Consider the following 24,841-nt stretch of genomic DNA (forward strand, 5'->3'; position numbering starts at 1 on the left):
TGATAGTTGGCAACATACAGACACGTGTGGATACGTGTTCCACCTTCATCCCGCAGGCGTCCACCGCGGCGCTCTTCACCCGTTCGGGCATCGCGGCCACCCTGGTCACCGCCTGCCTCGTCGCGCCGTTCCAGGCGCATGCCGCCGAGCGCACGGCGCTGCGCATCGGCCTGCACGTGGTCGGCGCCTGTGAACTGAACGCCGCGGCGGGTGCCCCCAGTTGCGGCGGCAGCCAGCCCCTGGCGGTCTCCCGTGCCGAGGGCGGCCCGCCCTCCAAGACGGCAGCCCTGACGCCGGCGTCCCCCCAGTTCGCCACGCCCGATGCCGCCACCGCGAAACGCGGCTCGGCGCGCTTCACCACCTTCACGTTCTGAACATGCGCGCGCGCCGCCCTTCCGCTTTCCCGCCATCGGTGCGACCCTGGCCCTGGTTGCCCTGTCGGCGGCGGCCGCCCTGGCGCAGACGGCCCGCCGGATCGCGATCGCGCCGGTGCTGTCGCAGATCGATGCGGACAGCGCTCAAACCGTGGTCTGGTTCTACAATCACAGCCACGCCCCGTGGCAGGCCGAGGCCCGACTGTACCGCTGGCAGCAGCACGACAACCAGGATCTGCTGGAGCCGGCCAGCGATGTCGCGCTCAGCCCGCGCCTGATCGACATCCCTGCCGGCGGCCGCCAGTTGCTGCGGCTGCGGCTGGGTCCGGTCCCGGCCAGCCGCGAGAATGCCTACCGGCTGGTGGTGGAGGAACGCGCCACGCCTGGCGACACTGCGCTGCTGCGCTACTCGGCCCCGGTATTCGTGCAGCCGGAACGGCCAGCCACCACGCCGCCGCTGGCCGCGCGGCTGGCCGGGGACGATGCGCGGCCCGTGCTATTGATCCACAATGCCGGCAACCGGCATGCGCGCATCGCCGACCTGACGTTCTTCGACGCGCAGGGCCGGCACCACCCGATCGCCGACAGCCTCGCCGGCTACGTGCTGGCCGGCCAGAGCCGGCAATGGCGGCTGCTGGGCGTGGCCGACGCCTTCCGCGACGGCCATTTCGTCGCCCGCATCGACAGCCAGCCCGAAAGGCGGCTGGACCTGGGCGACTGAGCGCGGCACCATTGCGCCGGCATGGGGCCGGCGCTATACTCCGCAACCTCTGCAGACAACCCACGTCGACGAGACGTCCACGCCGGACGACACCGGCGAATCCACACCTGCCGCCCATCCCCGTGCCGGGGTGCCTCGCAAGAGGTTCGGCCACGGAAGCGACAGGGAAGCCCAACCCCGGAATTGCCGCGCGCGCCCACCGGCCCGCGCCTGCCTCGTGCGGCCCCATCGACGGCCGTGCCCGGGCAATTCCCCCTCAGGAGCCACCCATGCCCCAGGTCACCATGCGTCAGATGCTGGAAGCCGGCGTCCACTTCGGCCACCAGACCCGTTACTGGAACCCCAAGATGGCGCCGTACATCTTCGGCGCGCGCGGCAAGATCCACATCATCAACCTCGAAAAGACGGTTCCGCTGTTCAACGACGCGATGAACTTCATCTCCAGCGTCGCGCAGAAGCGCGGCATCATCCTGTTCCTGGGCACTAAGCGCAGCGCCCGCGACTCGGTGAAGGAAGAAGCCGAGCGTTGCGGCCAGCCGTTCATGACCCAGCGTTGGCTGGGCGGCACGCTGACCAACTTCCGCACCGTCAAGCAGTCGGTGGCGCGACTGAAGGAACTGGAGTCGGCCGAGACCGACGGCACCTTCGACAAGCTGGTCAAGCACGAAGTGCTGACCCTGCGCCGCGAGCGCGACAAGCTGGAAGCCTCGCTGGGCGGCATCAAGGAAATGAACCGCCTGCCGGACGCGCTGTTCGTCATCGACATCGGCCATGAAGACATCGCCATCAAGGAAGCCAAGAAGCTCGGCATCCCGGTGATCGCGGTGGTCGACACCAACTACAATCCGGACCTGGTGGACTACGCCATCCCGGGCAACGACGACGCCATCCGTGCCGTGCAGCTGTATGCGCGCGCCGCCGCCGACGCCGTGCTGGAAGGCAAGGCCGCCGCGCCGAACGCCGCCAGCGTGCGCGAGGAAGAGTTCAGCAGCGAGGCCGGCGACGACAAGGGCCGCGGCCCGCGCAAGAACGGCAAGAAGGCCGAAGAAGCCGCTCCCGCCGCCGAGTAACCGGCGCGCCATGCGACTGCGCGAACATGCGCAGTCGCCGCCCGGCGCGCTTGCGGCGCCCGGGTCCGCGGGCGCCGCAAGCGCCCGCCTCCCCACAATTGCAGGCCGGCCGCAAGCCGGCCCTTTCCCACCTTATGTGAGGTCATCCCGTGGAAATCACCGCTTCCCTGGTCAAGGAACTGCGCGAGCGCACCGGCGCCGGCATGATGGAGTGCAAGAAAGCGCTCAGCGAGAACGCCGGCCATATCGACAACGCCGCCGAATGGCTGCGCAAGTCGGGCCTGGCCAAGGCCGACAAGAAGGCCGACCGCGTCGCCGCCGAAGGCCGCATCGCCGTGGCCCAGGACGGCGGCAAGGCCGTGCTGGTCGAGATCAACTCCGAGACCGACTTCGTCGCCAAGGACAACAGCTTCCTGGCCTTCGCCGCGGCTGTGGCCCAGGCCGCGCTGAACTGCGGCGCGGCCGACGCCGACGCGCTGAAGAGCGCCAGGCTGGCCGGCGGCGAGACCGTCGAGGAAGCCCGCGCCGCGGTCATCGCCAAGGTCGGCGAGAACGTGCAGGTGCGCCGCCTGGTGCGCATCGACAGCGGCAACAACGTCGCCGCCTACGTACATGGCGGCCGCATCGGCGTGCTGGTCGAGGTCAAGGGCGGCGATGCCGAACTAGCCCGCGGCATCGCCATGCACATCGCGGCGATGAACCCGCCGCACGTGAAGGCATCCGACGTCCCGGCCGACTTCCTCGCCAAGGAAAAAGAGATCGAGCTGGCCAAAATGTCGGAAAAGGACAAGGCCAAGCCAGCCGACATTCTGGAGAAGATCATCAGTGGCAAGATCGCCAAGATCGTCAACGAAGTCACCCTGTACGGCCAGCCGTACGTGCTGAACACCGACCAGAACGTCGAGCAGGCGGTCAAGGCGGCCGGCGCCGAGGTGATCGGCTTCCAGCGTCTGGCCGTGGGCGAAGGCATCGAGAAGGTGGTGGAAGACTACGCCGCCGAAGTGATGAAGCAGGCCGGCCTGGCCTGATCCGGGCGCTCGTGGACGAAAAAGCCGCGCTTGGTCGCGGCTTTTTTTTCGCCGGTGGTACGCTGCGCGGGCTGGGACGCGCGACGCGCCACTGTCCCCACTACACTTCACGTGGAACCGCATGCGCCCTGAACTCGAAGCCATCCTGGCTCACTCCCGCAACCTGCCATCGCCACCCGGGATCGCGCTGCGCATCATCGACCTGGCGCAGGATCCGGACGTGGACCTGGCCACCGCCGCCGAGGCCATCGCGATGGACATGGCGCTCAGCGCGCGCATGTTGCGCATCGCCAATTCGCCGCTGTACGCCAGCCGACGCCGCATCGACAACCTGGTCCAGGCGCTGACCATGCTCGGGCTCAATGCCGCGCTGAGCCTGGCGCTGGGTTTTTCGATGGCGCAGAGCCTGCGCAGCGGCACCGCCTCCAGCGACCTGCAGGAGCGGCTGTGGCGGCGCAGCGTGCTGTCGGCGCTGGCCAGCCGCGAACTCGGCCAGACGGTGGGGCTGGGCAAGCACGAGGAACTGATGCTGGCCGGGCTGCTGCAGGACGTGGGCGCGCTGGCCTTGCTGCACATCTGCCACGACGACTATGCGCCGCTGCTGCGCGACGCCGACAGCATCGACGACGAAGGCCTGCTCGCGCTGGAGCGCGAACGGCTGGGTTACGACCATGCCGAGGTCGGCGCCTGGCTGGCACAGAAATGGCGGCTGCCCGGCTACCTGCAGCGCAGCATCGGCCGCGGCGCCGGCGCCGGCGCCGAACCGGCGCCGGACGCGTTCGGCCGCTGCGTGCTGCTGTCCGGCTGCGTCGCCGACATCTGGCTGGCCACCGACACCGATGTCGCGCGCGCGCGCGCGGTGCAGCGGGTCTATCGCGAGCTGCAGCTGGACAGCCACCGCTTCGACGAAATGATCGCCGGCATGGCCACGGCGATGCCCGCGATCGGGCCGATCTTCGACGTGCGCATCGTGCAACCGCAGCGGATCGAAGCGATCATCAGCCATGCCCGTGAACTGATCGTGTTGCGCAACCTGCGCGAGATCCAGAACGCGGCACAGGCACAGCACCGGGCCGACGAAACCGAGCACCGCGCGCGCCGCCTGGCCGAACAGGCCAGCCGCGACGCGCTGACCGGGGTCTACAACCGGCACCAGCTGGAGATCCTGCTCGACCAGCAGTTCGAACTGGCCAGCCGCCACGACTGGCCGCTGTCGATCGCCTTCATCGACCTGGACGACTTCAAGAAGATCAACGACGCCCACGGCCACCTGATCGGCGACCAAGTGCTGCGCACGTTCGCGCAGACCCTGCAGCCGCTGCTGCGCAGCAGCGACACCGTGGCCCGCTTCGGCGGCGAGGAATTCCTGGTGCTGCTGCCCAACACCAGCGAAGAGGCGGCGCTGAGCGTGATCCGGCGCATCCTCGCCGATATCTCGCAGCGGCCGATGGCCGAGGCGAAGAGCGGGCCGCTGTACATCAGCTTCTCCGCCGGCGTCGCCACCCAGGGCGGGCGCGAGTGCTTCGGCACCGCCCAGGAACTGCTGCAGGCGGCCGACGACATGCTGTACCGGTCCAAGCACGGCGGCCGCAACCGCGTCACCGCGCGCTCGTTGCGCGACACCCCGGCCTGAACCCCGCGGCGCGCCCTGGCACGCGCCGCCCATGCCGGCGGCAGAGCCCCGGCCGCGCGTCGGCTGGACGCGCGCGGTGTGCCCGTGCGCGCGCAACGAGATCATCATGTCCCGGCTCGCCCAATCGCCGCATCCTACTGGAACTGTCCGGCGCAGCGCTGATGGGGGATGGGGACTACGGCATCGACCCCCAAGGTCATCAACGGTCTGGCCTTCGGAACGCGGGGGTTTTCGCATAGGGCCAAGCGCCGCCTAGGCGACAGCAGCAGCCAAGCCATTGCCGCGTCCCATCGAAGCAGGACACCTCCTCATCGAAATTCCGCAGCGGCCCCGAACCACATCGACATCTGCCACCGCCGGCACTCAAGAATTTTCCCACTGTTCAACCAAGGAAAATAGCGCGAAAATCAAGTGGATCTTCCCGCAGCGATGAAACATGCTCGGCTCTCTTGAAATGATTCACCCGGTTCCAATGGCTTCAACAACCACCGGCGCGCACCAAAACAAAACTTCCGAATCCAGCTTGAGCTCCAGATTCAAGAGGTTCTTCGCTGGCGCCAACAGCCATGGGAATCGCCTGATCGGCAAAACCATCCCCCCAGAAGTTGCTGGAAAGTACAATAAGAATCTCCAGCTTTCCGGGACTGGAAAAATCCTCGGCGTACGGAATCTTCCCAAACATGCGCATGCTGTCATCGAAAAACACACCATGGCTCCTCTTCATATCACACCGATACGACGTGAAGATCCAAAGCGCAGCCCGGGCGAGTGCGTGATCGCTGCATTGGTGGCAGCCCGCGCATGCCTTCCTCCCGACGCAGACTCCCGTAAAGAAATCGAAACAATCCTGAGAGACACATGGCTGGCCGGCGATCTGTCCCATCGCTCGGCGCGCAACGCCTTGCAACTTGCATGCGGAATAGCCCGCGAATGCGCGGATTTCACTCGGAAAATTGATCGCATCCGCACATCGATGCAGGACGGACTCTACATCACTCGACGCAACGACAATCTATACGGGAGACTGTTCGAGACGCATCTTGCAGAATATCTTGTAAATAATCCAGATAGCAGCATGCTTGCTGTCCGCGATCAGGTCGCTGATTACCTACTCACCGACTTGCACAGTTACCGAACGCAAACCGCCGGGCATTTGGCGAAAACCATCGCAGCAGGGCTGCGGATCGACCCTGCGCCCTGGCGCTCGGATTTGCCCGAGTTCAAAGCATTCCTTGCAACCCCATGCAAGGAAAATCTTGCGAAACTGCTCGCCTACAAAGGCGACAAGTCAGTGTCACTGGTGCTCTCGCTGTGCGTCAAGCATGCGTTGGCCGCACCGAACTTTGAAAAATTGAAAGACAAGGCAAGTGCGTTTTACGAGGCAGTCATCCTTCCGCAACGAAACGCGTGCGATTCGAGCATCCAAGACCCTTCCAGCAATCTGCACGGCTTGCTGCTTCCATATCAACTGGGGATCCACCCGGCACTGGCGACCACATCGGGTGAAGGCATCCGTCCGATCGATCGACGCAAAGGACCGTCCCCCTCGACCGGCCTGAGCCATCACGATTTTGCGGCCATCGGCGCGGAGCGGATCATGGGAGTCGGCATGTCTGGCTCGGCGAACATCCTCGATCATGTGTTTCGCAACATCATGGATTCCGACCACGAATCCGATCGCAATTTCCCGATACAAGCGGCGCAGATCGCCACCGCTGCGTGGTTGTCTCATAGCGGAGGCCACTCGTTCAACGAAGCCTATTCGGTCTTTGGCTACAGACGAAACAAGCATTTCGCCCCAATTTCGTTCGATCAACTGGAATTGGAAACATATACGGCCCATCAAGCCATCGAGCACGCCTTCAGTCATGTTCTGGAGGCGGCAGAGAGGCTACTTCCGTCGGATGCGCAGAGTTAGCGGCATTTCCCGCCGGCAGCCGCATCATCGAATGGCCAAGGGACGACTGGATCTGTGAACACCGGCGCGACCTGTCGCGCTGCCGCTGCGCTACAAGCGCAGCGGCTGTGCGCGTGCGATGGAACACCTGCAGCGAACTGCTGGCCGTTCTCCCGGCGCGCCGCTTTCACGCCGTTGGTTTCTCACCGTTCTCGACCCCACTCCGGGAAAAGGCGGAGCTGGCCTTGAGAAAGAGGCAAGCATTGTCGCGCTCACCTATTGAAGTTCCACGAAAGCAGGCCGCCGCACATCCGTTTTCCGCCGGCACCGCCCCAGGGCGGGCGCGAGCACTTCAGCACGGCGCAGGCACTGCTGCGGGCCGCCGCCGATAGGCTGTACCGATCCAAGCTCGGCGGCTGCAATCGCGTCAGCGCACGCTCCATCGACGTCCCGGCCTGAACGCACGCCGACACCGCAGACGCGCTACCGCCGATCGGCTAGAATCACCCGGTTTGCCCGTCCCCCAACGAGGTCGCCATGTCCCAGCTCGCCTATCGCCGTATCCTGTTGAAACTTTCCGGTGAAGCGCTGATGGGGGACGGCGACTACGGCATCGACCCCAAGGTCATCCACCGCCTGGCCCATGAAGTGATCGAGGCCCAGCAGGCCGGCGCGGAAGTGGCGCTGGTGATCGGCGGCGGCAACATCTTCCGCGGCGCCGGGCTGGCCGCCGGCGGCATGGACCGGGTCACCGGCGACCACATGGGCATGCTGGCCACCGTCATCAACGCGCTGGCGATGCAGGACGCGCTGGAGAAGCTCGGCGCCAAGGTGCGGGTGATGAGCGCGATCAAGATCAACGACGTGTGCGAGGACTTCATCCGCCGCCGCGCGATCCGCCACTTGGAGAAGGGCCGCATCGCAATCTTCGCCGCCGGCACCGGCAATCCGTTCTTCACCACCGACTCCGGCGCGGCGCTGCGCGCGATAGAGATCGGCGCGGACCTGTTGCTGAAGGCGACCAAGGTCGACGGCGTGTACGACATGGACCCGAAGAAGCACGCCGATGCGGTACGCTTCGACCGCCTGAGCTACGACGAGGTGATCGCCCGCAACCTCGAGGTGATGGACACCGCCGCGTTCGCGCTGGCCCGCGACAGCGACCTGCCGCTGCGCATCTTCAACATGGGCCAGCCCGGCGAACTGCTGAAGATCCTGCGCGGCGCCGAGATCGGGACGCTGGTGAAGGGACGTAGCTGAAGAATCGAGACTGTCGGGACTGGGGACTCGTAAAGCGTCGTGCCTCCAGTGTGCCGTTCTCGAAATAAATTACCCATGAGCCTGTGACGCCATCGCCTCACGGGCGCGCTGATTTTTGCTCAAAATATCCTCGCCCTTGGCGTTCCAGACATACCGCGTCGGTTGAGCATTTCGAAGTGCTGGAAACGTGGCAATTGAAGTTTCCAGTTCGCGTATCGACCCGAAACTACCATCGCGCAAATATACTGTGATGTCCCGAAAAAAGCGCTCGATCATGTTCATCCACGAACTGGAAGTCGGCGTGAAACGCATGTGCAAGCGTTTGTGCTTTTCCAGCCACGCCTTCACCTTTGGATGCTTGTGGGTGGCGTAGTTGTCGACAATCAAATGCAGTTGAAGGTGCTTGGGTGGGGTAAGGACGATGATCTATTGGCCGGTCAGCCCGGCGCCACGGCCAAGGACAACCGTTTGTTCGTCGATGCCGTGCTGTGCCGCTACCGCGCAGGCATCCCCTGGCGCGATCTGCCTGCACGCTTTGGCGACTTTCGTGTCGTGCACACCCGCCACTGGCGCTGGAGCCGCAGTGGCGGGTGGCAACAGCTCTTCCGAGCCCTGGCACAGGATGCGGACAACGAGTACGCGCTGATCGATTCGACCATCGTGCGCGCCCACCAGCACAGCGCTGGTGCAAAAAGGGGGATGCGTCCAAGCAGGCCATCGGACGCAGCCGGGGCGGCCTGGGCACCAAGATGCACGCCGCGGTCGATGCACTGGGCAATCCAAGCGGCTTTCACCTCACGCCCGGACAGTCTCACGATCTCGAAGGCGACGATGTCCTGCTCAGGGACACCACCGCGCAAGCCGTCGTCTGTACAAGGCGCGTCACCTCATCGAGAACTTCTTCGCGCGTCTGAAGCAGTACCGCGCTATTGCAACGCGATACGACAAGACTGCATGCAACTTCTTGGGCGCCATTCATCGGGCCGCCGCCATGGTCTGGCTCGCATGAGCGAACACAACCCGCTCAGCAAGTCAGGTCGCCCTAGTCTGACCGAGTCAAGCAAGCTTGGCGCCTGTACTGCTGCTGCGGTGCGCAATGCTCTTCGAGTCCCGAGTCCCGAGTCCCGAGTCCCGAGTCCCGAGTCCCGAGTCCCGAGTCCCGAGTCCCGGGAGTCCCCGGTCCCGGCTATAATCGCCCGATTCAGATTCAGCACGGACATCGGCGATGCTCAACGAAATCAAACAAGACGCACAGACCCGCATGGCCAAGAGCATCGACGCGCTGCGCCATACGCTCATCAAGGTGCGGACCGGCCGTGCCTCGACCGCACTGGTCGAGCACCTGAAGATCAACTACTACGGTTCGGAAATGCCGCTGAGCCAGGTCGCCAGCGTCGCCGTGGCCGACGCCCGCTCGCTGACCATCAGCCCGTGGGAAAAGCAGATGGTCGGCGCGGTGGAAAAGGCGATCCTGGCCTCGGACCTGGGCCTGACCCCGAACACCGCCGGCACCACCATCCGCCTCAACCTGCCCGCCCTGACCGAGGAACGCCGCCGCGAGCTGTCCAAGGTCGTGCACGGCGAAGGCGAGGACAGCAAGGTCGCGATCCGCAACATTCGCCGCGACGCCAACCAGCAGGTCAAGGATCTGCTGAAGGACAAGAAGGTCACCGAGGACGAGGCCCGCGCCAGCGAGGAAGACATCCAGAAGCTGACCGACAAGGCGATCAAGGACGTCGACGATGTGGTCAAGAGCAAGGAACAGGAACTGATGGCGGTCTGAGCCTACACCGTCACGGCTATGCCTTCCGACCCCGACTCCATGTCCCTGCCCCGCCACATCGCCATCATCATGGATGGCAACGGTCGCTGGGCGCAGCGCCGCCGCCGGCCACGCGTGATCGGCCACCGCGCCGGTGCGCGCGCCGTCAACCGCACCGTCGACTTCTGCCTGGCGCGCGGCATCCAGGCGCTGACCCTGTTCGCCTTCTCCAGCGAGAATTGGAGCCGGCCGCAGGAAGAAGTCGACGCGCTGATGAATCTGTTCCTGCAAGCGCTGGACCGCGAGGTCGAGGAACTGCAGCGGCGCGGCGTGCGCGTGCGCTTCATCGGCGACCGCGCGCGCTTTGACGCGTCGCTGCACGAGCGCATGACCCAGGCCGAGGCCGCCACCCGCGACAACCGGGCCTTGCACCTGTCGATCGCGGTCAGCTACGGCGGCCGCCAGGACATCGCCCAGGCTGCACGCGCGCTGGCCGAAGAGGTGGCCGCCGGGCGCCTGCGCCCGGAGCAGGTCGACGAAGCGGCGCTGGCCGCGCGCATAGCGCTGGCCGACCTGCCGGAGCCCGACCTGTTCATCCGCACCGGCGGCGACGTGCGCATCAGCAATTTCCTGCTGTGGCAGCTGGCCTATACCGAACTGTGGTTCACCGAGACGCTCTGGCCCGAATTCGGCGCCGAGGTGCTGCAACAAGCCTTGGACGACTACGCCCGCCGCGAGCGGCGTTTCGGCCTGACCAGCGCGCAGGTCGCCAACCCGGCCACGGAGAGCACATCCGCATGACCCGTACCCGCGTCATCGCCGCGCTGATCATGGCCCCGCTGGCCATTTGCGCCATTCTGCTGCTGCCGACCCAGTGGCTGGCGGCGCTGACCGCGCTGATCTTCCTGGTCGGCCTGTGGGAATGGCTGAAACTGGCCGAGGTCGACGACACCCTGCCGCGCACCATCCTGCTGATGCTGAACCTGCTGCTGATGGTGCTGCTGGTGTGGGCCTCGGCCGGTTCGCTGGTGCTGTTCCAGCTGACCACCCTGATCGGCGCCGGCTGGTGGTGCGTGGCCTTGCTGTGGCTGCGCTTCTTCCGGTTCGGCTCCGACCACGCCACCTATGCGCGGGTGTTCAAGCTGGCCGCCGGCACCCTGGCGATCGTGCCGGCCTGGTCCGCGCTGGGCATGATCCATGCCAGCGAGCCGAACGGCCACCGCTGGCTGCTGACCGCGCTGGTCGCGATCTGGGCGGCCGATTCCGGCGCCTATTTCGCCGGCCGCCGGTTCGGCAGGCACAAGCTGGCGCCGCGGATCAGCCCCAACAAGACCGTCGAGGGCCTGATCGGCGGGCTGCTGGCCGGGCTGATCTGCGCCGCCGGCTTCGGCTGGCTGGCCGGGGTCGCACTGCCGCAGCTGCCCGGCCTGTTGCTGGTGGCCGCGGTCAGCGTGCTGGCTTCGGTGGTCGGGGATCTGTTCGAGAGCCTGCTCAAGCGCCACGTCGGGGCCAAGGACTCGGGCAACGTGATTCCCGGCCACGGCGGCGTGCTCGACCGCATCGACGGCGTGCTGGCGGCCTTGCCGATCTTCGCGCTGGGCAAGGACATCTTCGGGTTCTAGGGCCTGTGAACGCTATTGGGTTGGGCCCCGCCGCGCTTGCGCGCGCGGGGCAAGGAAGAGCGAGGGAACTTATGTCGATGAGCGATCGAGTGATGGCGCCGGCCTGTGCGTGCCCAAGCGCGGCCCGCAGGGTTGCGGTGCTCGGCGCCACCGGCTCGATCGGCGCCTCCGCGCTGGACGTGATCGCGCGCCACCGGCAACGGCTGTGCGCCGGCGTGCTGGCCGCCGGCGGCAACCTGGCCGGGCTGCTGGCGCTGTGCGCGGCGCACCGGCCGGCGCACGCGGTGATCGCCGACCCGGCCCTGTATGGGGCGCTGCGCGACGGCCTGCGCGCCGCCGGGCTGCGCACGCAGGCGCATGCCGGCGCCGCGGCGCTGGAGCAGCTGGTGGCCAGCGACGCCTGCGACAGCGTGGTCGCCGCCATCGTCGGCGCCGCCGGCCTGGCCTCGACCCTGGCCGCAGCGCGTGCCGGCAAGCGCCTGCTGCTGGCCAACAAGGAGTCGCTGGTGCTGGCCGGCGAACTGATCACCACCGCGGCCGCCATCGCCGGCGCCGAGATCATCCCGATCGACAGCGAACACAGCGCGATCTTCCAGTGCCTGCGCTCGCGCCAGGCCGGCGCCGAGGTGCGGCGGGTGCTGCTGACCGCCTCCGGCGGCCCGTTCCGCGGCTGGGACCGCGCGCGCCTGCAGGCGGCGACCCCGGCGCAGGCGGTGGCGCATCCGAAATGGTCGATGGGCCCGAAGATCTCGGTCGACTCGGCCACCTTGATGAACAAGGGCCTGGAAGTGATCGAGGCGCATCATCTGTTCGCGCTGCCGCCTTCGCGCATCGAGGTGCTGGTGCATCCACAGAGCCTAGTGCATTCGTTGGTGGAGTTCATCGACGGTTCCACCTTGGCACAGATGGGGTTGCCGGACATGCGCACCACGCTGGCGGTGGGCCTGGGCTGGCCGGAGCGGATCGAGTCCGGCGTCGCCGGGCTGGACCTGCTGGCCCATGGCCGCCTGGAATTCGAGCCTGCGGACCTGGATGCGTTCCCCTGTCTCGGTCTGGCTTGGCGCGCGATGCAGGCCGGCGGCAGCGCGCCGGCGATCCTGAACGCGGCCAACGAAACCGCCGTTTCAGCCTTTCTTCAGGGCCGTATCGGTTTCCTATCGATTCCTGCGCTGGTCGAGAACGCCCTGACCGTGCTGTCTGCGGGCGCGGCCGACTCCCTGGACGCACTGCTCGCGGCGGACGCGCAATCGCGCAAGATCACCGAACTCGCCATTGCCCGCCTGCCCGCCCATGCTTGATTCGCACGCCCCTATGAGCCACGCGCATGGGTGATTTCATCGGGTCCGTCTGGTGGCTGATCGTCAGCCTGGGCGTGTTGGTGACCTTCCACGAGTTCGGCCACTTCTGGGTCGCGCGCCGCTGCGGGGTCAAGGTGCTGCGCTTCTCGGTGGGCTTCGGCAAGCCGCTGTGGTCGCGCCGCGACCGCCATGGCACCGAGTTCGCGATCGCCGCGATCCCGCTCGGCGGCTACGTGAAGATGCTCGACGAGCGCGAGGGCGAGGTGTCCGCGGCCGAGCGCGGGCAGGCCTTCAATAACAAGACCGTATGGCAGCGCATCGCCATCGTCGCCGCCGGCCCGATCGCCAACCTGGTGCTGTGCGTGGCGCTGCTGTGGGCGATGTTCGTGATCGGCAAGCAGGACTACGCCGCGGTGGTCGGCCGCGCCGAAGGCCTGGCGCTGCAGGCCGGGTTGCAGCCGGGCGAGCGCATCACCCGCATCGGCGAGCGCGAGGTTTCCAGTTGGAGCGACGCCAGCATGCAGCTGACCGTCGCGGCGATGGACCGCACCGACGTGCGCGTGCAGACCGAGGACACGCAGGACGGCGCCACCCGCGTGCATACGCTGCGCCTGTCGCAGCTGGCGGACGGCTTCGACGAGCAGCAGGTCCCGCGCCTGGCCGGCCTCACCTGGCGCTTCACCCTGCAGCCGGCGATCGTCAGCGGGGTGACCCCGGGCTCGGCCGCCGATGGCCTGCTTCGCCCCGGCGACCGCATCGTGGCGGTGAACGGCGCTCCCGTCGCCAGCGCCGACCAGGTCGCGCCGCGGGTGCAGGCCCTGGGCAAAAACGGTGGCAGCGGCCTGATCGAGGTCGAGCGCAACGACGAGCGGTTGGCGCTGGAGGTGCGCCTCAAGCCCAGCACCGACCCGCGCCTGCACGGCTTGGCGCTGGGCATCGACCTGGCCGCGCAGGGGCGGCCGGCATTCGACGCCAGGCTGCAGTACGGCCCGCTGGCGGCGATCTCGGCCGCGCTGCGCGAGACCGGCCGGCTGACCGGGGATACGCTGGGGCTCATCCGCCGCATGCTGACCGGCCAGGCCTCGATCAAGAACGTGTCCGGGCCGATCACCATCGCCAAGGTCGCCAATGTGTCGGCCAAGCAGGGCCCGGACTGGTTCCTGAATTTCCTGGCGCTGCTGTCGCTGAGCCTGGCGATCATGAACCTGCTGCCGATTCCGATCTTGGACGGCGGGCACTTGCTGTATTACCTTATCGAGTTGGTCAAGGGCAGCCCGCTGAGCGAGCGTGCCATGGCGGCGGGGCAGTTCGTCGGCCTGGCGATGCTGGCCGGGCTGATGGGGTTGGCGTTCTACAACGACATCTTCGGCCAGGTCCTGCGATGAACCCGATGCTGACCCGCTCGCTCCCGCTGTCGTCGTCTTGCGCCGGCGCCCATGCAACAACGATATCGACCTCTACCGGACGTGACATGACGAGATTTCCCACTCGCCGCCTGCTAGCCCTCGCCCTCGCCGCCGGCCTCAGCCTGCCGGCCCTGGCCCAGGCGGCGGAGCCCTTCACCGCCAGCGACATCCGCATCGACGGGCTGCAACGCATCTCCTCCGGCACCGTGTTCACCTACCTGCCGGTGGAACGCGGCGACACGGTCGACGACGCCAAGGTCGGCGAGGCGATCCGCGCGCTGTACCGCACCGGCTTCTTCGAGGACGTGCAGGTCGATCGCCAGGGCAGCATCCTGGTGGTCACGGTCAAGGAGCGCCCGGCGATCAACAAGCTGACCGTCACCGGCAACAAGGACATCAAGAGCGAAGAGCTGCTCAAGGGCCTGTCCGACATCGGCCTGACCGAGGGCGGCACCTTCGACCGGTTGAGCCTGGACCGGGTGACCCAGGAACTGACCCGGCAGTACAACAACCGCGGCAAGTACAACGTCGAGATCACCCCGACGGTGAGTCCGCTGGACCGCAACCGGGTCGACGTGGCGATCGCGATCAAGGAAGGCAAGGCCGCCAAGATCCAGCACGTCAACCTGGTCGGCACCGAGAAATTCGCCAACAAGGACATCCTGGAGAACTGGGAGTCGCGCGAGCACAACTGGCTGTCGTGGTACCGCCGCGACGACCAGTATTCCAAGGAAAAGCTGTCCGGCGACCTGGAAAAGCTCAACTCCTGGTATCTGGACCGCGGCTATGTCGATTTCAGCGTCGATTCCACCCAGGTGGCGATCAGCCCCAACAAGCGCGACATGTACCTGACCGCCGGCATCACCGAAGGCGAGCAGTACAAGATCTCCGACATCAAGGTCACCGGCGACACCGTGCTGCCGCAGGAAGAGGTGGAGAAGCTGGTGATCCCGAAACCGGGCGACACCTTCTCGCGCGCGCTGCTGGAGTTCAGCTCCGACGCGATCACCAACACGCTCAGCAACATCGGCTACGCCTTCGCCAAGGTCAATCCGATCCCCACCACCGACCGCGAGAAGCGCACCGTTGCGATCAACCTGCAGGTGGTGCCGGGTCCACGCGTGGCGGTGCGCCGCATCGTGTTCCGTGGCAACACCCGGACTTCCGACGAAGTGCTGCGCCGCGAGATGCGCCAGTTCGAGAACAGCTGGTACTCGCAGGCGGCGATCGACCGTTCCAAGATCCGCCTGCAGCGGCTGGGCTACTTCGAGTCGGTGGACGTGGAGACGACGCTGGTGCCGGGCAGCAACGACAAGGTCGACGTGGTCTACAGCGTCAAGGAGACCACCTCGGGCAGCTTCACCTTCGGCCTGGGCTATTCGCAGACCTACGGCGTGACCACCTCGATCCAGCTGTCGCAGAACAATTTCCTCGGCGGCGGCAACCGCGTCGCGGTGGACGCCTCGCGCAGCAGCTACCAGGAGCGCTACGCGTTCTCCTACACCAATCCGTTCTTCACCGACGACGGCGTATCGCTGGGCTACAACATCTCGTACCGCAAGCTGGACTATTCCGATTTCGGCACCGCACAGTACAACAGCAAGAACGGCGCGGCGCAGGCGATCTTCGGCGTGCCGATCACCGAGAACGACACCGTGTCGTTGATGTTCGGCATCGACAGCAACCAGATCACCACCTACGAGAACTTCACTCCGAAGGCGATCATCGACTACATCGACGCGATCGGCCAGCGCACCTTCCACGCCTGGCGCAGCGAGCTTGGCTGGGCGCGCGACACCCGCAACGACTACTTCATGCCGACCCGCGGCCTGTATCAGCGCGTCGGCCTGGAAGCCACCCTGCCCGGCTCCACCGTCGAGTACTACAAGCTGAACTACCAGATCTCCAAGTACTGGACGATCATCCCGTCGCTGGTGCTCAACACCCGCGCCGAATTCGGCTACGGCGACAGCTACGGCAGCGACGTCACCCGCACCATCACCAATGCCAACGGCACCACCCGCACGGTCACCGCCTCGGGCCTGCCGTTCTACGAGAACTTCTACGCCGGCGGCACCAACTCGGTGCGCGGCTTCCAGGACAACACCCTCGGTCCGCGCTCGGAGGCCACCGCTTCGTACAGCCGCGGGCAGCCGCTGGGCGGCTCGTTCAAGACCGTGGGCTCGATGGAAATGTATTTCCCGAAGCTGTTCGACAGCCCGTCGGCGCGCATCTCCGCGTTCGTCGACGTCGGCAACGTGTTCAACGGCATCGACGCCTACAAGACCAACGACCTGCGTGCCTCCACCGGTGTCGCACTGCTGTGGCGCGCGCCGGTCGGTCCGATCTCGATCAGCTACGCGCTCCCGTTGAAGAAGCAGGACAACGACGAGATCGAGCGCCTGCAGTTCACCTTTGGCGGGCAGTTCTAAAGAACTGCCCGCCCGCTGCCAGGGCGTTGCCCTGGCAGCCCAGGTTTTCGCTGAGCGAAAACCTGGCCGGGGCTTGGCTTGCCTAATCCCCGCGCCTTCGGCGCGCCCCCTTTAACAAAAGGGGGCTTTCATCCAGCCGGCTGATCGCAACTTGCTCGAGACTAACGCTGCAAGACTGCGTAGCGCGGGCCCTATGTGGCCTTACGCATGACCGTGCCGATGGCACACGGTAGAATCCCGGCGTGAATACTCTTTCCTATACCGCACACGAGATCGCCGAACGCTTCGGGCTGCAGGTGCATGGCGACGGCGCCGTCGCCGTGCACGGGGTGGCCACGCTGGCGCATGCCGGGCCCGGGCAACTGAGCTTCCTGGCCAATCCGCGCTATCGCGCGCAGTTGGCCGACAGCGCCGCCGCGATCGTGGTGCTGCGCGCCGACGACGCGGAGGCGGCGCCCGGCACCGCGCTGATCGCCCGCGATCCGTACCTCGCCTTCGCCAAGATCGCCGCGCTGTTCGACGTGGCGCCGGCGCGCCCGCCCGGCATCCATCCCAGCGCCAGCATCGACCCCAGCGCGCAGATCGCCGCCGGCGCGCACATCGGCGCCTTCGTCAGCATCGGCGCGCGCAGTGTGATCGGCGACGGCTGCGTGATCGGCCCGGGCTGCGTGATCGGCGACGACTGCCGGGTCGGCGCCGGCTGCGAGCTGATCGCCCGCGTCACCCTGGTCGCCCGCGTGCGCCTGGGTGCGCGGGTGCGCATCCATCCCGGCGCGGTGCTCGGCGCCGACGGCTTCGGTCTGGCAATGGACGCCGGCCATTGGATCAAGGTGCCGCAGCTCGGCGGCGTGGCGATCGGCGACGATTGCGAGATCGGCGCCAACGCCTGCGTCGACCGCGGCGCGCTGGAGGACACCACGCTCGAGGAGGACGTGCGCCTGGACAACCTGGTGCAAGTCGCGCACAACGTGCACATCGGCGCGCACAGCGCCATCGCCGGCTGCACCGGCATCGCCGGCAGCGCCAGGATCGGCCGCTACTGCATGCTCGGCGGCGCGGTGGGCGTGGTCGGCCACCTGGAGATCTGCGACAAGGTGGTCGTCACCGGCAAGTCGGTGGTGCGCAACTCCATTCACGAGCCGGGCGAGTACTCGTCCGGCACTCCATTGACCGACAACCGCACGTGGCGCAAGAACGCCGCGCGCTTCAAGCAGCTCGATGCCCTGGCCCGTCGCATCCTGGCTGTCAGCAAGGAGACGCCATGAGCCACGACCAGAACCTGCCGGACATCCACCATATCCAGGCGTTGATCCCGCATCGCTACCCTTTCCTGCTGGTGGACAAGGTGGTTTCGCTCGACTTCGAGAACCGCAGGATCGTGGCGCACAAGAACGTCAGCATCAACGAACCGTTCTTCCAGGGCCACTTCCCGAGCCAGCCGATCATGCCCGGCGTGCTGATCATCGAGGCGCTCGCCCAGGCCGGCGGCGTGCTGACCCAGCTCACCCTGGGCCGCGACGCGCAATCCAAGCTGTTCTACATGGTCAAGGTCGAGAACGCCCGCTTCAGCAAGCAGGTCGTGCCCGGCGACGTGCTGGAGCTGCACGTGGAGATCAAGCGGGTGATCCGCAACATGGCCGTGTACTACGGCCAAGCCAAGGTCGACGGCAAGGTCGTCGCCTGCGCCGAAGTGCTGTGCGCCGGCACCCGCGAATGATCCGCGCAGGAGACCTGCAATGAGCGACAACGTTCCTCCGATCCATCCCACCGCGGTGATCGACCCGTCGGCGACGCTGGCTGCGGACGTGCGCGTCGGCGCCTTCACTCTGATCGAGGCCGACGTGGAAATCGGCAGCGGCAGCGTGATCGGCCCGCATTGCAGCATCGTCGGCCCGACCCGGATCGGCCGCGACAACCGCCTGCTCGGCCACGCCGCGCTCGGCGGCGATCCGCAGGACAAGAAATTCGCCGGCGAGCGCACCGAGCTGGTGATGGGCGACCGCAACGTGATCCGCGAGTTCGTCACCGTCAGCCGCGGCACCGGCAGCGGTGGCGGCATCACCCGGATCGGCAGCGACAACTGGTTCCTGGCCTATACCCACGTGGCCCACGACTGCGTGGTCGGCGACCACTGCGTGTTCTCCAACAACACCACGCTGGCCGGGCACGTCGAGGTCGGCGACCACGTGATCGTCAGCGGCTTCGCCGGCGCGCACCAGTTCTGCCGCATCGGCGCCCACGCCTTCCTCGGCATGGGCGCGCTGATCAACGGCGACGTGCCGCCGTTCACGATGGTCGGCGGCAACTCGCTGGGCCGCCCGCGCGGCATCAACAGCGAAGGCCTCAAGCGCCGCGGCTTCGACAGCGAGCGCGTGGCCGCGATCAAGCGCGCCTACCGCGCGCTGTACGTGGCCGGCGTGCCGCTGGCCGAGGCCAAGCAGCAGCTCGCGGTGCTGGCCGAACGCAGCGAGGACGTACGCGCGATGCTGGAATTCATCGAAGCCGGCGAGCGGCCGTTGTTGCGATGAACAGTGGAACCGGGACTCGGGACCAGGGACTCGGGACCCGGAACGGCAATGCATCGTGCAGCTCGCAGACCGGAGCGCAAGACAACGAACTCCCCGGGTCCCGAGTCTCCGGTCCCGAGTCCCGAACCTCGAGTCCCCAGTCCCCAGTCCCCAGTTCCCCCGCAGCAAAGCTGCGCATCGCCCTGGTCGCCGGCGAAGCCTCCGGCGACCAGCTCGGCGCCGGCCTGATCGAAGCGCTGCGCGCGCGCTATCCGCAGGCCGAGTTCGGCGGCATCGGCGGCGACGCGATGCGCACTGCCGGCTGCCAGACCTGGTTCGACGCCAGCGAGCTGGCGGTGATGGGGCTGATGGAAGTGCTGCGCCACCTGCCGCGCCTGCTGAAACTGCGCCGCGCGCTGCGCGAGCGCCTACTGGACTGGCGCCCGGACGTGTTCGTCGGCATCGACGCGCCCGACTTCAATCTCGGCGTGGAGCGCTGGCTCAAGCGGCGCGGCATCCGCACCGTGCACTACGTGAGTCCCTCGGTCTGGGCCTGGCGCGAGCGGCGCGCGGCCAAGATCGGCGCCAGCGCCGACCGGGTGCTGTGCCTGTTCCCGATGGAGCCGCCGATCTACGCCAGGCACGGCGTGGATGCGCGCTTCGTCGGCCACCCGATGGCCGACGCGGTCGCGCTGCACGGCGACCGCGAGGCGGCGCGCGCCGAACTCGGCCTGCCGTCCGCCGCGACCGTGCTGGCGGTGCTGCCGGGCAGCCGCCTGGGCGAGATCGGCCGGCTCGGCGACACCTTCTTCGCCGCCGCCTGGCAGGTGCTGCAGCAGATGCCGGGCGCGCACGTGGTGGTACCGGCGGCCAACCCCGCGTGCAAGGCGCTGCTCGCCGCGCAGCTGTCGCGCTCGGCGTTGCCGGTGGTGTATTCGCACCTGCTCGACGGCCAGGCCCGCACCGCGTTGCTCGCCGCCGACGTGGTGCTGCTGGCCTCCGGCACCGCGACGCTGGAGGCGATGCTGGTGAAGCGGCCGATGGTGGTCGGCTACAAGGTCGCACCGCTGACCTACCGCATCGTCAAGGCGCTGGGCCTGCTGAAGGTCGACCGCTACGCGCTGCCCAACATCCTCGCCGGCCGCGACCTGGCGCCGGAACTGATGCAGGACGCCTGCACCCCCGACGCGCTCGCCGCCGCGCTGCTGCACTGGCTGCGCGATCCGCAGGCGCTGGCCGCGCTGCAACCAGAATACGAACGCCTGCACCGGCTGCTGCGCCAGGACGCCTCGGCGCGTGCGGCCGATGCGGTGGCGGAATTGCTGGGGACTCGGGACGCGGGACGCGGGACTCGGGACTCGGAAGACGCAACAGCATGAAGCATCCCGATCACGCATCGCCGCAGCAACGCCTGCTTTCCGAGTCCCGGGTCCCGGGTCCCGCGTCCCGTCGGCTCTACGCCGGCGTCGACGAAGCCGGGCGCGGGCCGCTGGCCGGGCCGGTCGCGGTGGCGGCGGTGGTGTTCGACCCGGCGCGGACCCGCATCAACGGCCTGGACGACTCCAAGCGGCTGACCGCGGCACGGCGCGAGATCCTGTACGCGCGCATCCTCGAGCGCGCGCTGGCCTGGCAGGTGGTGCTGATCGAGGCCGAGGAGATCGACCGGCTGAACATCTACCAGGCCACCATGCTGGGCATGCGCCGCGCGGTCGAGGGCGTGGCGCACGTGGCCGGGTTCGCGCGCATCGACGGCAACCGCGTGCCAAAGGGCCTGCCCTGCACCGCCGAGGCGCTGGTCGGCGGCGACGGCCTGGACCGCGCGATCATGGCCGCCTCGATCGTGGCCAAGGTCACCCGCGACCGCATCATGCAGCGCCTGCACGACCAGCACCCGCACTACGGCTTCGACCTGCACAAGGGCTATGCCACCCCCGCGCACCTGGCCGCCCTGGCCGCGCATGGTCCGTGCCCGCAGCATCGGCGCAGCTTCGCGCCCGTGCGCAGTGCGTTGCAGAGCCGGGACTCGGGAGTCGGGACTCGGGACCCGGAACAGCGGCAGATCGCATAGTTTCCGCCCGCAGGCAACGCGCACAGGCTCCCGCGCACGCAGCCCGCCGGGGCCCGGGGTTCCGGTTCCGAGTCCCGGCTTGTCAAGCCTTGCCCGCCCCCGTCCCCGCCGCTACCCTGCCCGGGCATCGCTCTGGTTCCGCATGTCCACTTCCCGCTTCGCTCATCTGCACGTCCACACCGAGTTCTCGCTGGCGGACTCCACCATCCGCGTGCCCGAGAAGCCGGATCAGGCGGACCCGAAGAAAGCCAAGCAGGCCAACCTGCTCAGCCGCGCGGTCGAGCTCGGCTTGCCCGCGCTCGCGGTCACCGACCTGAACAACCTGTTCGCCTTGGTCAAGTTCTACAAGGCGGCCGAGGGCGTGGGCATCAAGCCGATCGCCGGCGCCGACCTGCTGATCGCCGACGGCACCCAGGCGCCGTGGCGGCTCACCGTGCTGTGCCGCGACCGCGACGGCTACCTGAGCCTGTCGCGGCTGCTGACCCGTGCCTGGCTGGAGGGCCATCGCAACGAAGGCGGCGTGGCGATCCGGCCGGAGTGGCTGCAGGCCGGCAGCGACAACCTATTCGCCCTGGCCGGACGCGACAGCCTGGCCGGGCGCCTGGCCGGCGAAGGCCGCCACGACCTGGCCGAGCAGCAACTGGCCGACTGGCAGCGCATCTTCGGCGACGGCCTGCACCTGGAGCTGACCCGCACCGGCCGCGACGGCGAGGACGCGTTCAACCGGTTCGCGCTGCACGCCGCGGGCATGCGCGGGCTGCCGGTGGTGGCCAGCAACGACGTGCGCTTCCTGTACGCCAGCGACTTCGCCGCGCACGAGGCGCGCGTGTGCATTTCCTCCGGCCGCGTGCTCGACGATCCCAAGCGCCCGCGCGACTACAGCGACCAGCAATACCTGAAGTCGTCCGAGGAAATGGCCGCGCTGTTCGCCGACATCCCCGACGCGATCGCCAACACGCTGGCGCTGGCGCAGCGCTGCAATCTCCAGATGCAATTGGGCAGCTACTTCCTGCCCGCCTATCCGGTGCCCGACGACGAGACGCTGGACAGCTGGATCCGCAGCCAGTCGCGCGACGGCCTGGCCGCGCGCCTGGAGAAGAACCCGCTGGCGCCGGGCAAGACCCGCCAGGACTACGTCGACCGGCTCGAGTTCGAGCTGGACACCATCATCGAGATGGGCTTCCCCGGCTACTTCCTGATCGTGGCCGACTTCATCCAGTGGGGCAAGGCGCAGGGCATCCCGATCGGCCCGGGCCGCGGCTCCGGCGCCGGCTCGCTGGTGGCGTGGGCGCTGCAGATCACCGACCTGGACCCGCTGCCGTACAACCTGCTGTTCGAGCGCTTCCTCAATCCCGAACGCGTGTCGATGCCCGACTTCGACATCGACTTCTGCATGGACCGCCGCGACGAGGTCATCGACTACGTCGCGCGCAAGTACGGGCGCGACCGGGTCAGCCAGATCATCACCTACGGCACCATGGCGGCCAAGGCCGTGGTGCGCGACTGCGGCCGCGTGCTCGGCTTCCCGTATGGCCTGGTCGACGGCGTGGCCAAGCTGATCCCGAACGTCCTCGGCATCACCCTGAAGGACGCGATGGGCGAAGGCAAGGACAGCGAGATGGCCTCGCCGGAGCTGATCCAGCGCTACCAGGCCGAGGACGACGTGCGCGACCTGATGGACCTGGCGCGGCAGCTGGAGGACCTGACCCGCAACGCCGGCAAGCACGCCGGCGGCGTGGTGATCGCGCCGACGCCGCTGTCCGACTTCTGCCCGCTGTTCGCCGAACACGACGTCGACCACCTGGGCAGGAATCCGGTCACCCAGTTCGACAAGGACGACGTCGAGCAGGTCGGCCTGGTCAAGTTCGACTTCCTCGGCCTGCGCACGCTGACCATCATCGACTGGGCGGTGAAGGCGATCAACGCGCGCCATGCGCGCGCCGGCGTCCCGCCGGTGGACATCGCCGCGATCCCGCTCGACGACGCACCCACCTACAAGGGCATCTTCGCCTCGGGCAACACCGGGGCGGTGTTCCAGTTCGAATCCTCGGGCATGCGCCGGCTGCTGAAGGACGCCAAGCCCGACCGCTTCGAGGACCTGATCGCGCTGGTGTCGCTGTACCGCCCCGGCCCGATGGACCTGATCCCGGACTTCAACGCGCGCAAGCACGGCCAGCAGGAGATCGTCTACCCCGATCCGCGCACCGAGGCGATCCTGAAAGACACCTACGGCATCATGGTGTACCAGGAACAGGTGATGCAGATGGCGCAGATCGTCGGCGCCTACTCGCTGGGCGGCGCCGACCTGCTGCGCCGCGCGATGGGCAAGAAGGTGCCGGCGGAGATGGCCAAGCATCGCGAGATCTTCCGCGAGGGTGCGGCCAAGGGCGGCGTCGGCCAGGCCAAGGCCGACGAAATCTTCGACCTGATGGAGAAGTTCGCCGGCTACGGCTTCAACAAGTCGCACGCCGCCGCCTACGCGCTGGTCAGCTACCAGACCGCGTGGCTGAAACGGCACTACCCGGCCGAGTTCATGGCCGCCACCCTGTCCTCGGACATGGACAATACCGACAAGGTGGTCGGCTTCCTCGACGAGGTGCGCAATCTCGGCCTGAGCGTGCTGCCGCCGCGGCTCAACGCCTCGGCGTACATGTTCGCCGCGGCCACCGCGGACACCATCCAGTACGGCCTGGGCGCAATCAAGGGTGTGGGCCGCGGCGCGTGCGAGGCGATCGTGGCCGAGCGCGAGCGCGGCGGCGACTACGCCTCGCTGCTGGATTTCTGCACGCGTGTGGAATCGGCCAAGCTCAACAAGCGCACCCTGGAAGCGCTGATCAACGCCGGCGCGATGGACGGGCTGGGCAGCAACCGCGCCACACTGATGCTGCAGCTGCCGGAGGTGATGAAGGCCACCGAGCAGATGGCGCGCGAGCGCGCCTCCGGGCAGAACTCGCTGTTCGGCGGCGCCGACGCCAGCGCCCCGGCGCTGCACCTGGATCTGTCGGAAAGCAAGGAATGGCCGCTGGGCCAGTTGCTGACCGGCGAGCGCGAGACGCTGGGCTTCTATCTCAGCGGCCATCCGTTCGATCCCTTCCGCGAGGAAGTGCGCGAACTGGTCGGCTGCGACCTGAGCGCGCTGGAAAAGATCTGCGCGCAATCCGGCGGCGGACGCGGCGGTGGCGGCGACGGCGAAAAACGCGCCTGGCGCCCGGAAACCAGCGCGATCCTCGCCGGCCAGGTGGTCGGGGTGCGGCGCAAGGGCGACAGCCAGGTGTTCGTGCAGCTCGAGGACGGCCGCGGCCGGGTCGAGTGCAGCGCGTTCACCGACGCCATCGCCGAGTTCGGCCACCTGCTCACCCGCGACCGCATCCTGATCGTCAAGGGCGGCGTGCGCGAGGACGAATTCAACGGCGGCTATGCGCTGCGCATCCGCCAGTGCTGGGACTACGAACAGATCTGCACCCACCACGCGCAGCGCCTGTCGCTGCGCCTGGACCTGCGCCAGCGCAGCACCTGGCCGCGCATCGACGCGCTGCTGGCGCGCCACCGCCCCGGCAAGACGCCGCTGCGCCTGGACCTGCTGCTGCAGTCCGAACAAGGCGCCGTGGCCGGCATGCTCGACCTCAACGGCAGCCATTCGGTGCGCGTGGACCCACAGCTGCTGGACACCCTGCGCGCCGATCCGGGCGTGTGCGCGGTGAAGGTGAAATACAGCCCGCCGTGGGCGTAGGAGCCGGGACTGGGGACCGGGGACTGGGGACCC

General features: G+C 67.7%; 19 protein-coding genes and 3 pseudogenes. 21 read left to right on the top strand and 1 reads right to left on the bottom strand.

The annotated features are described in order from the left end of the window. Positions 1–26: 26 nt before the first annotated feature. The 8 genes and pseudogenes from G4Q83_RS13305 to pyrH all read left to right on the top strand — a co-directional run bounded on the left by G4Q83_RS13305 (position 27) and on the right by pyrH (position 7,983). Entirely contained in the window at positions 27–374 is a 348-nt protein-coding gene (locus G4Q83_RS13305) for a hypothetical protein (RefSeq protein ID WP_128418570.1), read from the top strand. A 115-nt stretch (positions 375–489) separates the two neighbouring features. Further along, a complete protein-coding gene (locus G4Q83_RS13310; RefSeq protein ID WP_386273151.1) occupies positions 490–1,095 on the top strand; it encodes a fimbrial biogenesis chaperone in 606 nt (201 codons plus the stop codon). A 269-nt stretch (positions 1,096–1,364) separates the two neighbouring features. Then, positions 1,365–2,165 carry a 30S ribosomal protein S2 gene (rpsB, locus tag G4Q83_RS13315; protein WP_128418572.1) on the top strand — a complete coding sequence of 267 codons (801 nt, stop codon included), beginning with the start codon at positions 1,365–1,367 and terminating at the stop codon, positions 2,163–2,165. A 149-nt stretch (positions 2,166–2,314) separates the two neighbouring features. Then, the gene (tsf, locus tag G4Q83_RS13320; RefSeq protein WP_128418573.1) at positions 2,315–3,193 is read left to right on the top strand and encodes a translation elongation factor Ts; all 879 of its coding nucleotides are present in this window, start codon (positions 2,315–2,317) and stop codon (positions 3,191–3,193) included. 121 nt (positions 3,194–3,314) lie between these two features. After that, positions 3,315–4,826: a GGDEF domain-containing protein gene (locus G4Q83_RS13325; RefSeq protein ID WP_128418574.1), complete on the top strand. Its 1,512-nt coding sequence runs from the start codon at positions 3,315–3,317 to the stop codon at positions 4,824–4,826. A 131-nt stretch (positions 4,827–4,957) separates the two neighbouring features. After that, positions 4,958–5,039 (top strand): annotated as a pseudogene (locus G4Q83_RS24655) (UMP kinase); the annotation flags it as partial. A 223-nt stretch (positions 5,040–5,262) separates the two neighbouring features. Beyond that, positions 5,263–6,744, top strand: coding sequence for a hypothetical protein (locus tag G4Q83_RS13330; RefSeq protein ID WP_128418575.1), 1,482 nt, complete (start codon positions 5,263–5,265; stop codon positions 6,742–6,744). A gap of 516 nt (positions 6,745–7,260) precedes the next feature. After that, the gene (gene pyrH / locus G4Q83_RS13335; protein WP_128418576.1) at positions 7,261–7,983 is read left to right on the top strand and encodes a UMP kinase; all 723 of its coding nucleotides are present in this window, start codon (positions 7,261–7,263) and stop codon (positions 7,981–7,983) included. Between the two features lie 69 nt (positions 7,984–8,052). Here pyrH and G4Q83_RS13340 read toward each other — a convergent pair. Further along, positions 8,053–8,391, bottom strand: a pseudogene (locus G4Q83_RS13340) (transposase); the annotation flags it as partial. Here G4Q83_RS13340 and G4Q83_RS13345 point away from each other — a divergent pair. The 13 genes and pseudogenes from G4Q83_RS13345 (at position 8,371) to dnaE (ending at position 24,808) form a co-directional block, all read left to right on the top strand. Continuing rightward, positions 8,371–8,992, top strand: a pseudogene (locus G4Q83_RS13345) (IS5 family transposase). The pseudogenes G4Q83_RS13340 and G4Q83_RS13345 sit on opposite strands and share 21 nt — an antisense overlap. A gap of 216 nt (positions 8,993–9,208) precedes the next feature. Beyond that, entirely contained in the window at positions 9,209–9,766 is a 558-nt protein-coding gene (frr, locus tag G4Q83_RS13350; protein WP_128418577.1) for a ribosome recycling factor, read from the top strand. Positions 9,767–9,805: 39 nt separating this feature from the next. Further along, positions 9,806–10,546: a polyprenyl diphosphate synthase gene (uppS, locus tag G4Q83_RS13355; RefSeq protein ID WP_128418578.1), complete on the top strand. Its 741-nt coding sequence runs from the start codon at positions 9,806–9,808 to the stop codon at positions 10,544–10,546. Then, complete coding sequence (locus G4Q83_RS13360) at positions 10,543–11,367, top strand: phosphatidate cytidylyltransferase (RefSeq protein ID WP_128418579.1); 825 nt, start codon at positions 10,543–10,545, stop codon at positions 11,365–11,367. Before uppS ends, G4Q83_RS13360 begins: the two co-directional genes overlap by 4 nt. 92 nt (positions 11,368–11,459) lie before the next feature. Beyond that, on the top strand, positions 11,460–12,665 hold the full coding sequence (gene dxr / locus G4Q83_RS13365) for a 1-deoxy-D-xylulose-5-phosphate reductoisomerase (protein WP_128418618.1): 1,206 nt from the start codon (positions 11,460–11,462) through the stop codon (positions 12,663–12,665). Positions 12,666–12,691: 26 nt separating this feature from the next. Continuing rightward, entirely contained in the window at positions 12,692–14,050 is a 1,359-nt protein-coding gene (gene rseP, locus G4Q83_RS13370; protein ID WP_128418580.1) for an RIP metalloprotease RseP, read from the top strand. An 86-nt stretch (positions 14,051–14,136) separates the two neighbouring features. Continuing rightward, entirely contained in the window at positions 14,137–16,503 is a 2,367-nt protein-coding gene (bamA, locus tag G4Q83_RS13375; protein ID WP_128418581.1) for an outer membrane protein assembly factor BamA, read from the top strand. Between the two features lie 242 nt (positions 16,504–16,745). Beyond that, positions 16,746–17,768 carry a UDP-3-O-(3-hydroxymyristoyl)glucosamine N-acyltransferase gene (gene lpxD, locus G4Q83_RS13380; protein ID WP_128418582.1) on the top strand — a complete coding sequence of 341 codons (1,023 nt, stop codon included), beginning with the start codon at positions 16,746–16,748 and terminating at the stop codon, positions 17,766–17,768. After that, positions 17,765–18,220, top strand: a complete 456-nt coding sequence (gene fabZ / locus G4Q83_RS13385; RefSeq protein WP_128418583.1) for a 3-hydroxyacyl-ACP dehydratase FabZ — start codon at positions 17,765–17,767, stop codon at positions 18,218–18,220. The genes lpxD and fabZ overlap by 4 nt, the downstream gene beginning before the upstream one ends. A gap of 19 nt (positions 18,221–18,239) precedes the next feature. Beyond that, positions 18,240–19,031, top strand: coding sequence for an acyl-ACP--UDP-N-acetylglucosamine O-acyltransferase (gene lpxA, locus G4Q83_RS13390; protein ID WP_128418584.1), 792 nt, complete (start codon positions 18,240–18,242; stop codon positions 19,029–19,031). Further along, positions 19,028–20,389 (top strand): lipid-A-disaccharide synthase, encoded by a 1,362-nt coding sequence (gene lpxB / locus G4Q83_RS13395; protein ID WP_246432094.1) that lies wholly within the window; start codon positions 19,028–19,030, stop codon positions 20,387–20,389. Before lpxA ends, lpxB begins: the two co-directional genes overlap by 4 nt. Continuing rightward, positions 20,386–21,078, top strand: a complete 693-nt coding sequence (locus G4Q83_RS13400; RefSeq protein WP_128418585.1) for a ribonuclease HII — start codon at positions 20,386–20,388, stop codon at positions 21,076–21,078. The genes lpxB and G4Q83_RS13400 overlap by 4 nt, the downstream gene beginning before the upstream one ends. A 142-nt stretch (positions 21,079–21,220) precedes the next feature. Continuing rightward, positions 21,221–24,808 (top strand): DNA polymerase III subunit alpha, encoded by a 3,588-nt coding sequence (dnaE, locus tag G4Q83_RS13405; protein ID WP_128418586.1) that lies wholly within the window; start codon positions 21,221–21,223, stop codon positions 24,806–24,808. Positions 24,809–24,841 lie beyond the last annotated feature (33 nt).

The sequence above is a fragment of the Xanthomonas theicola genome (assembly GCF_014236795.1).
GTDB lineage: Bacteria > Pseudomonadota > Gammaproteobacteria > Xanthomonadales > Xanthomonadaceae > Xanthomonas_A > Xanthomonas_A theicola.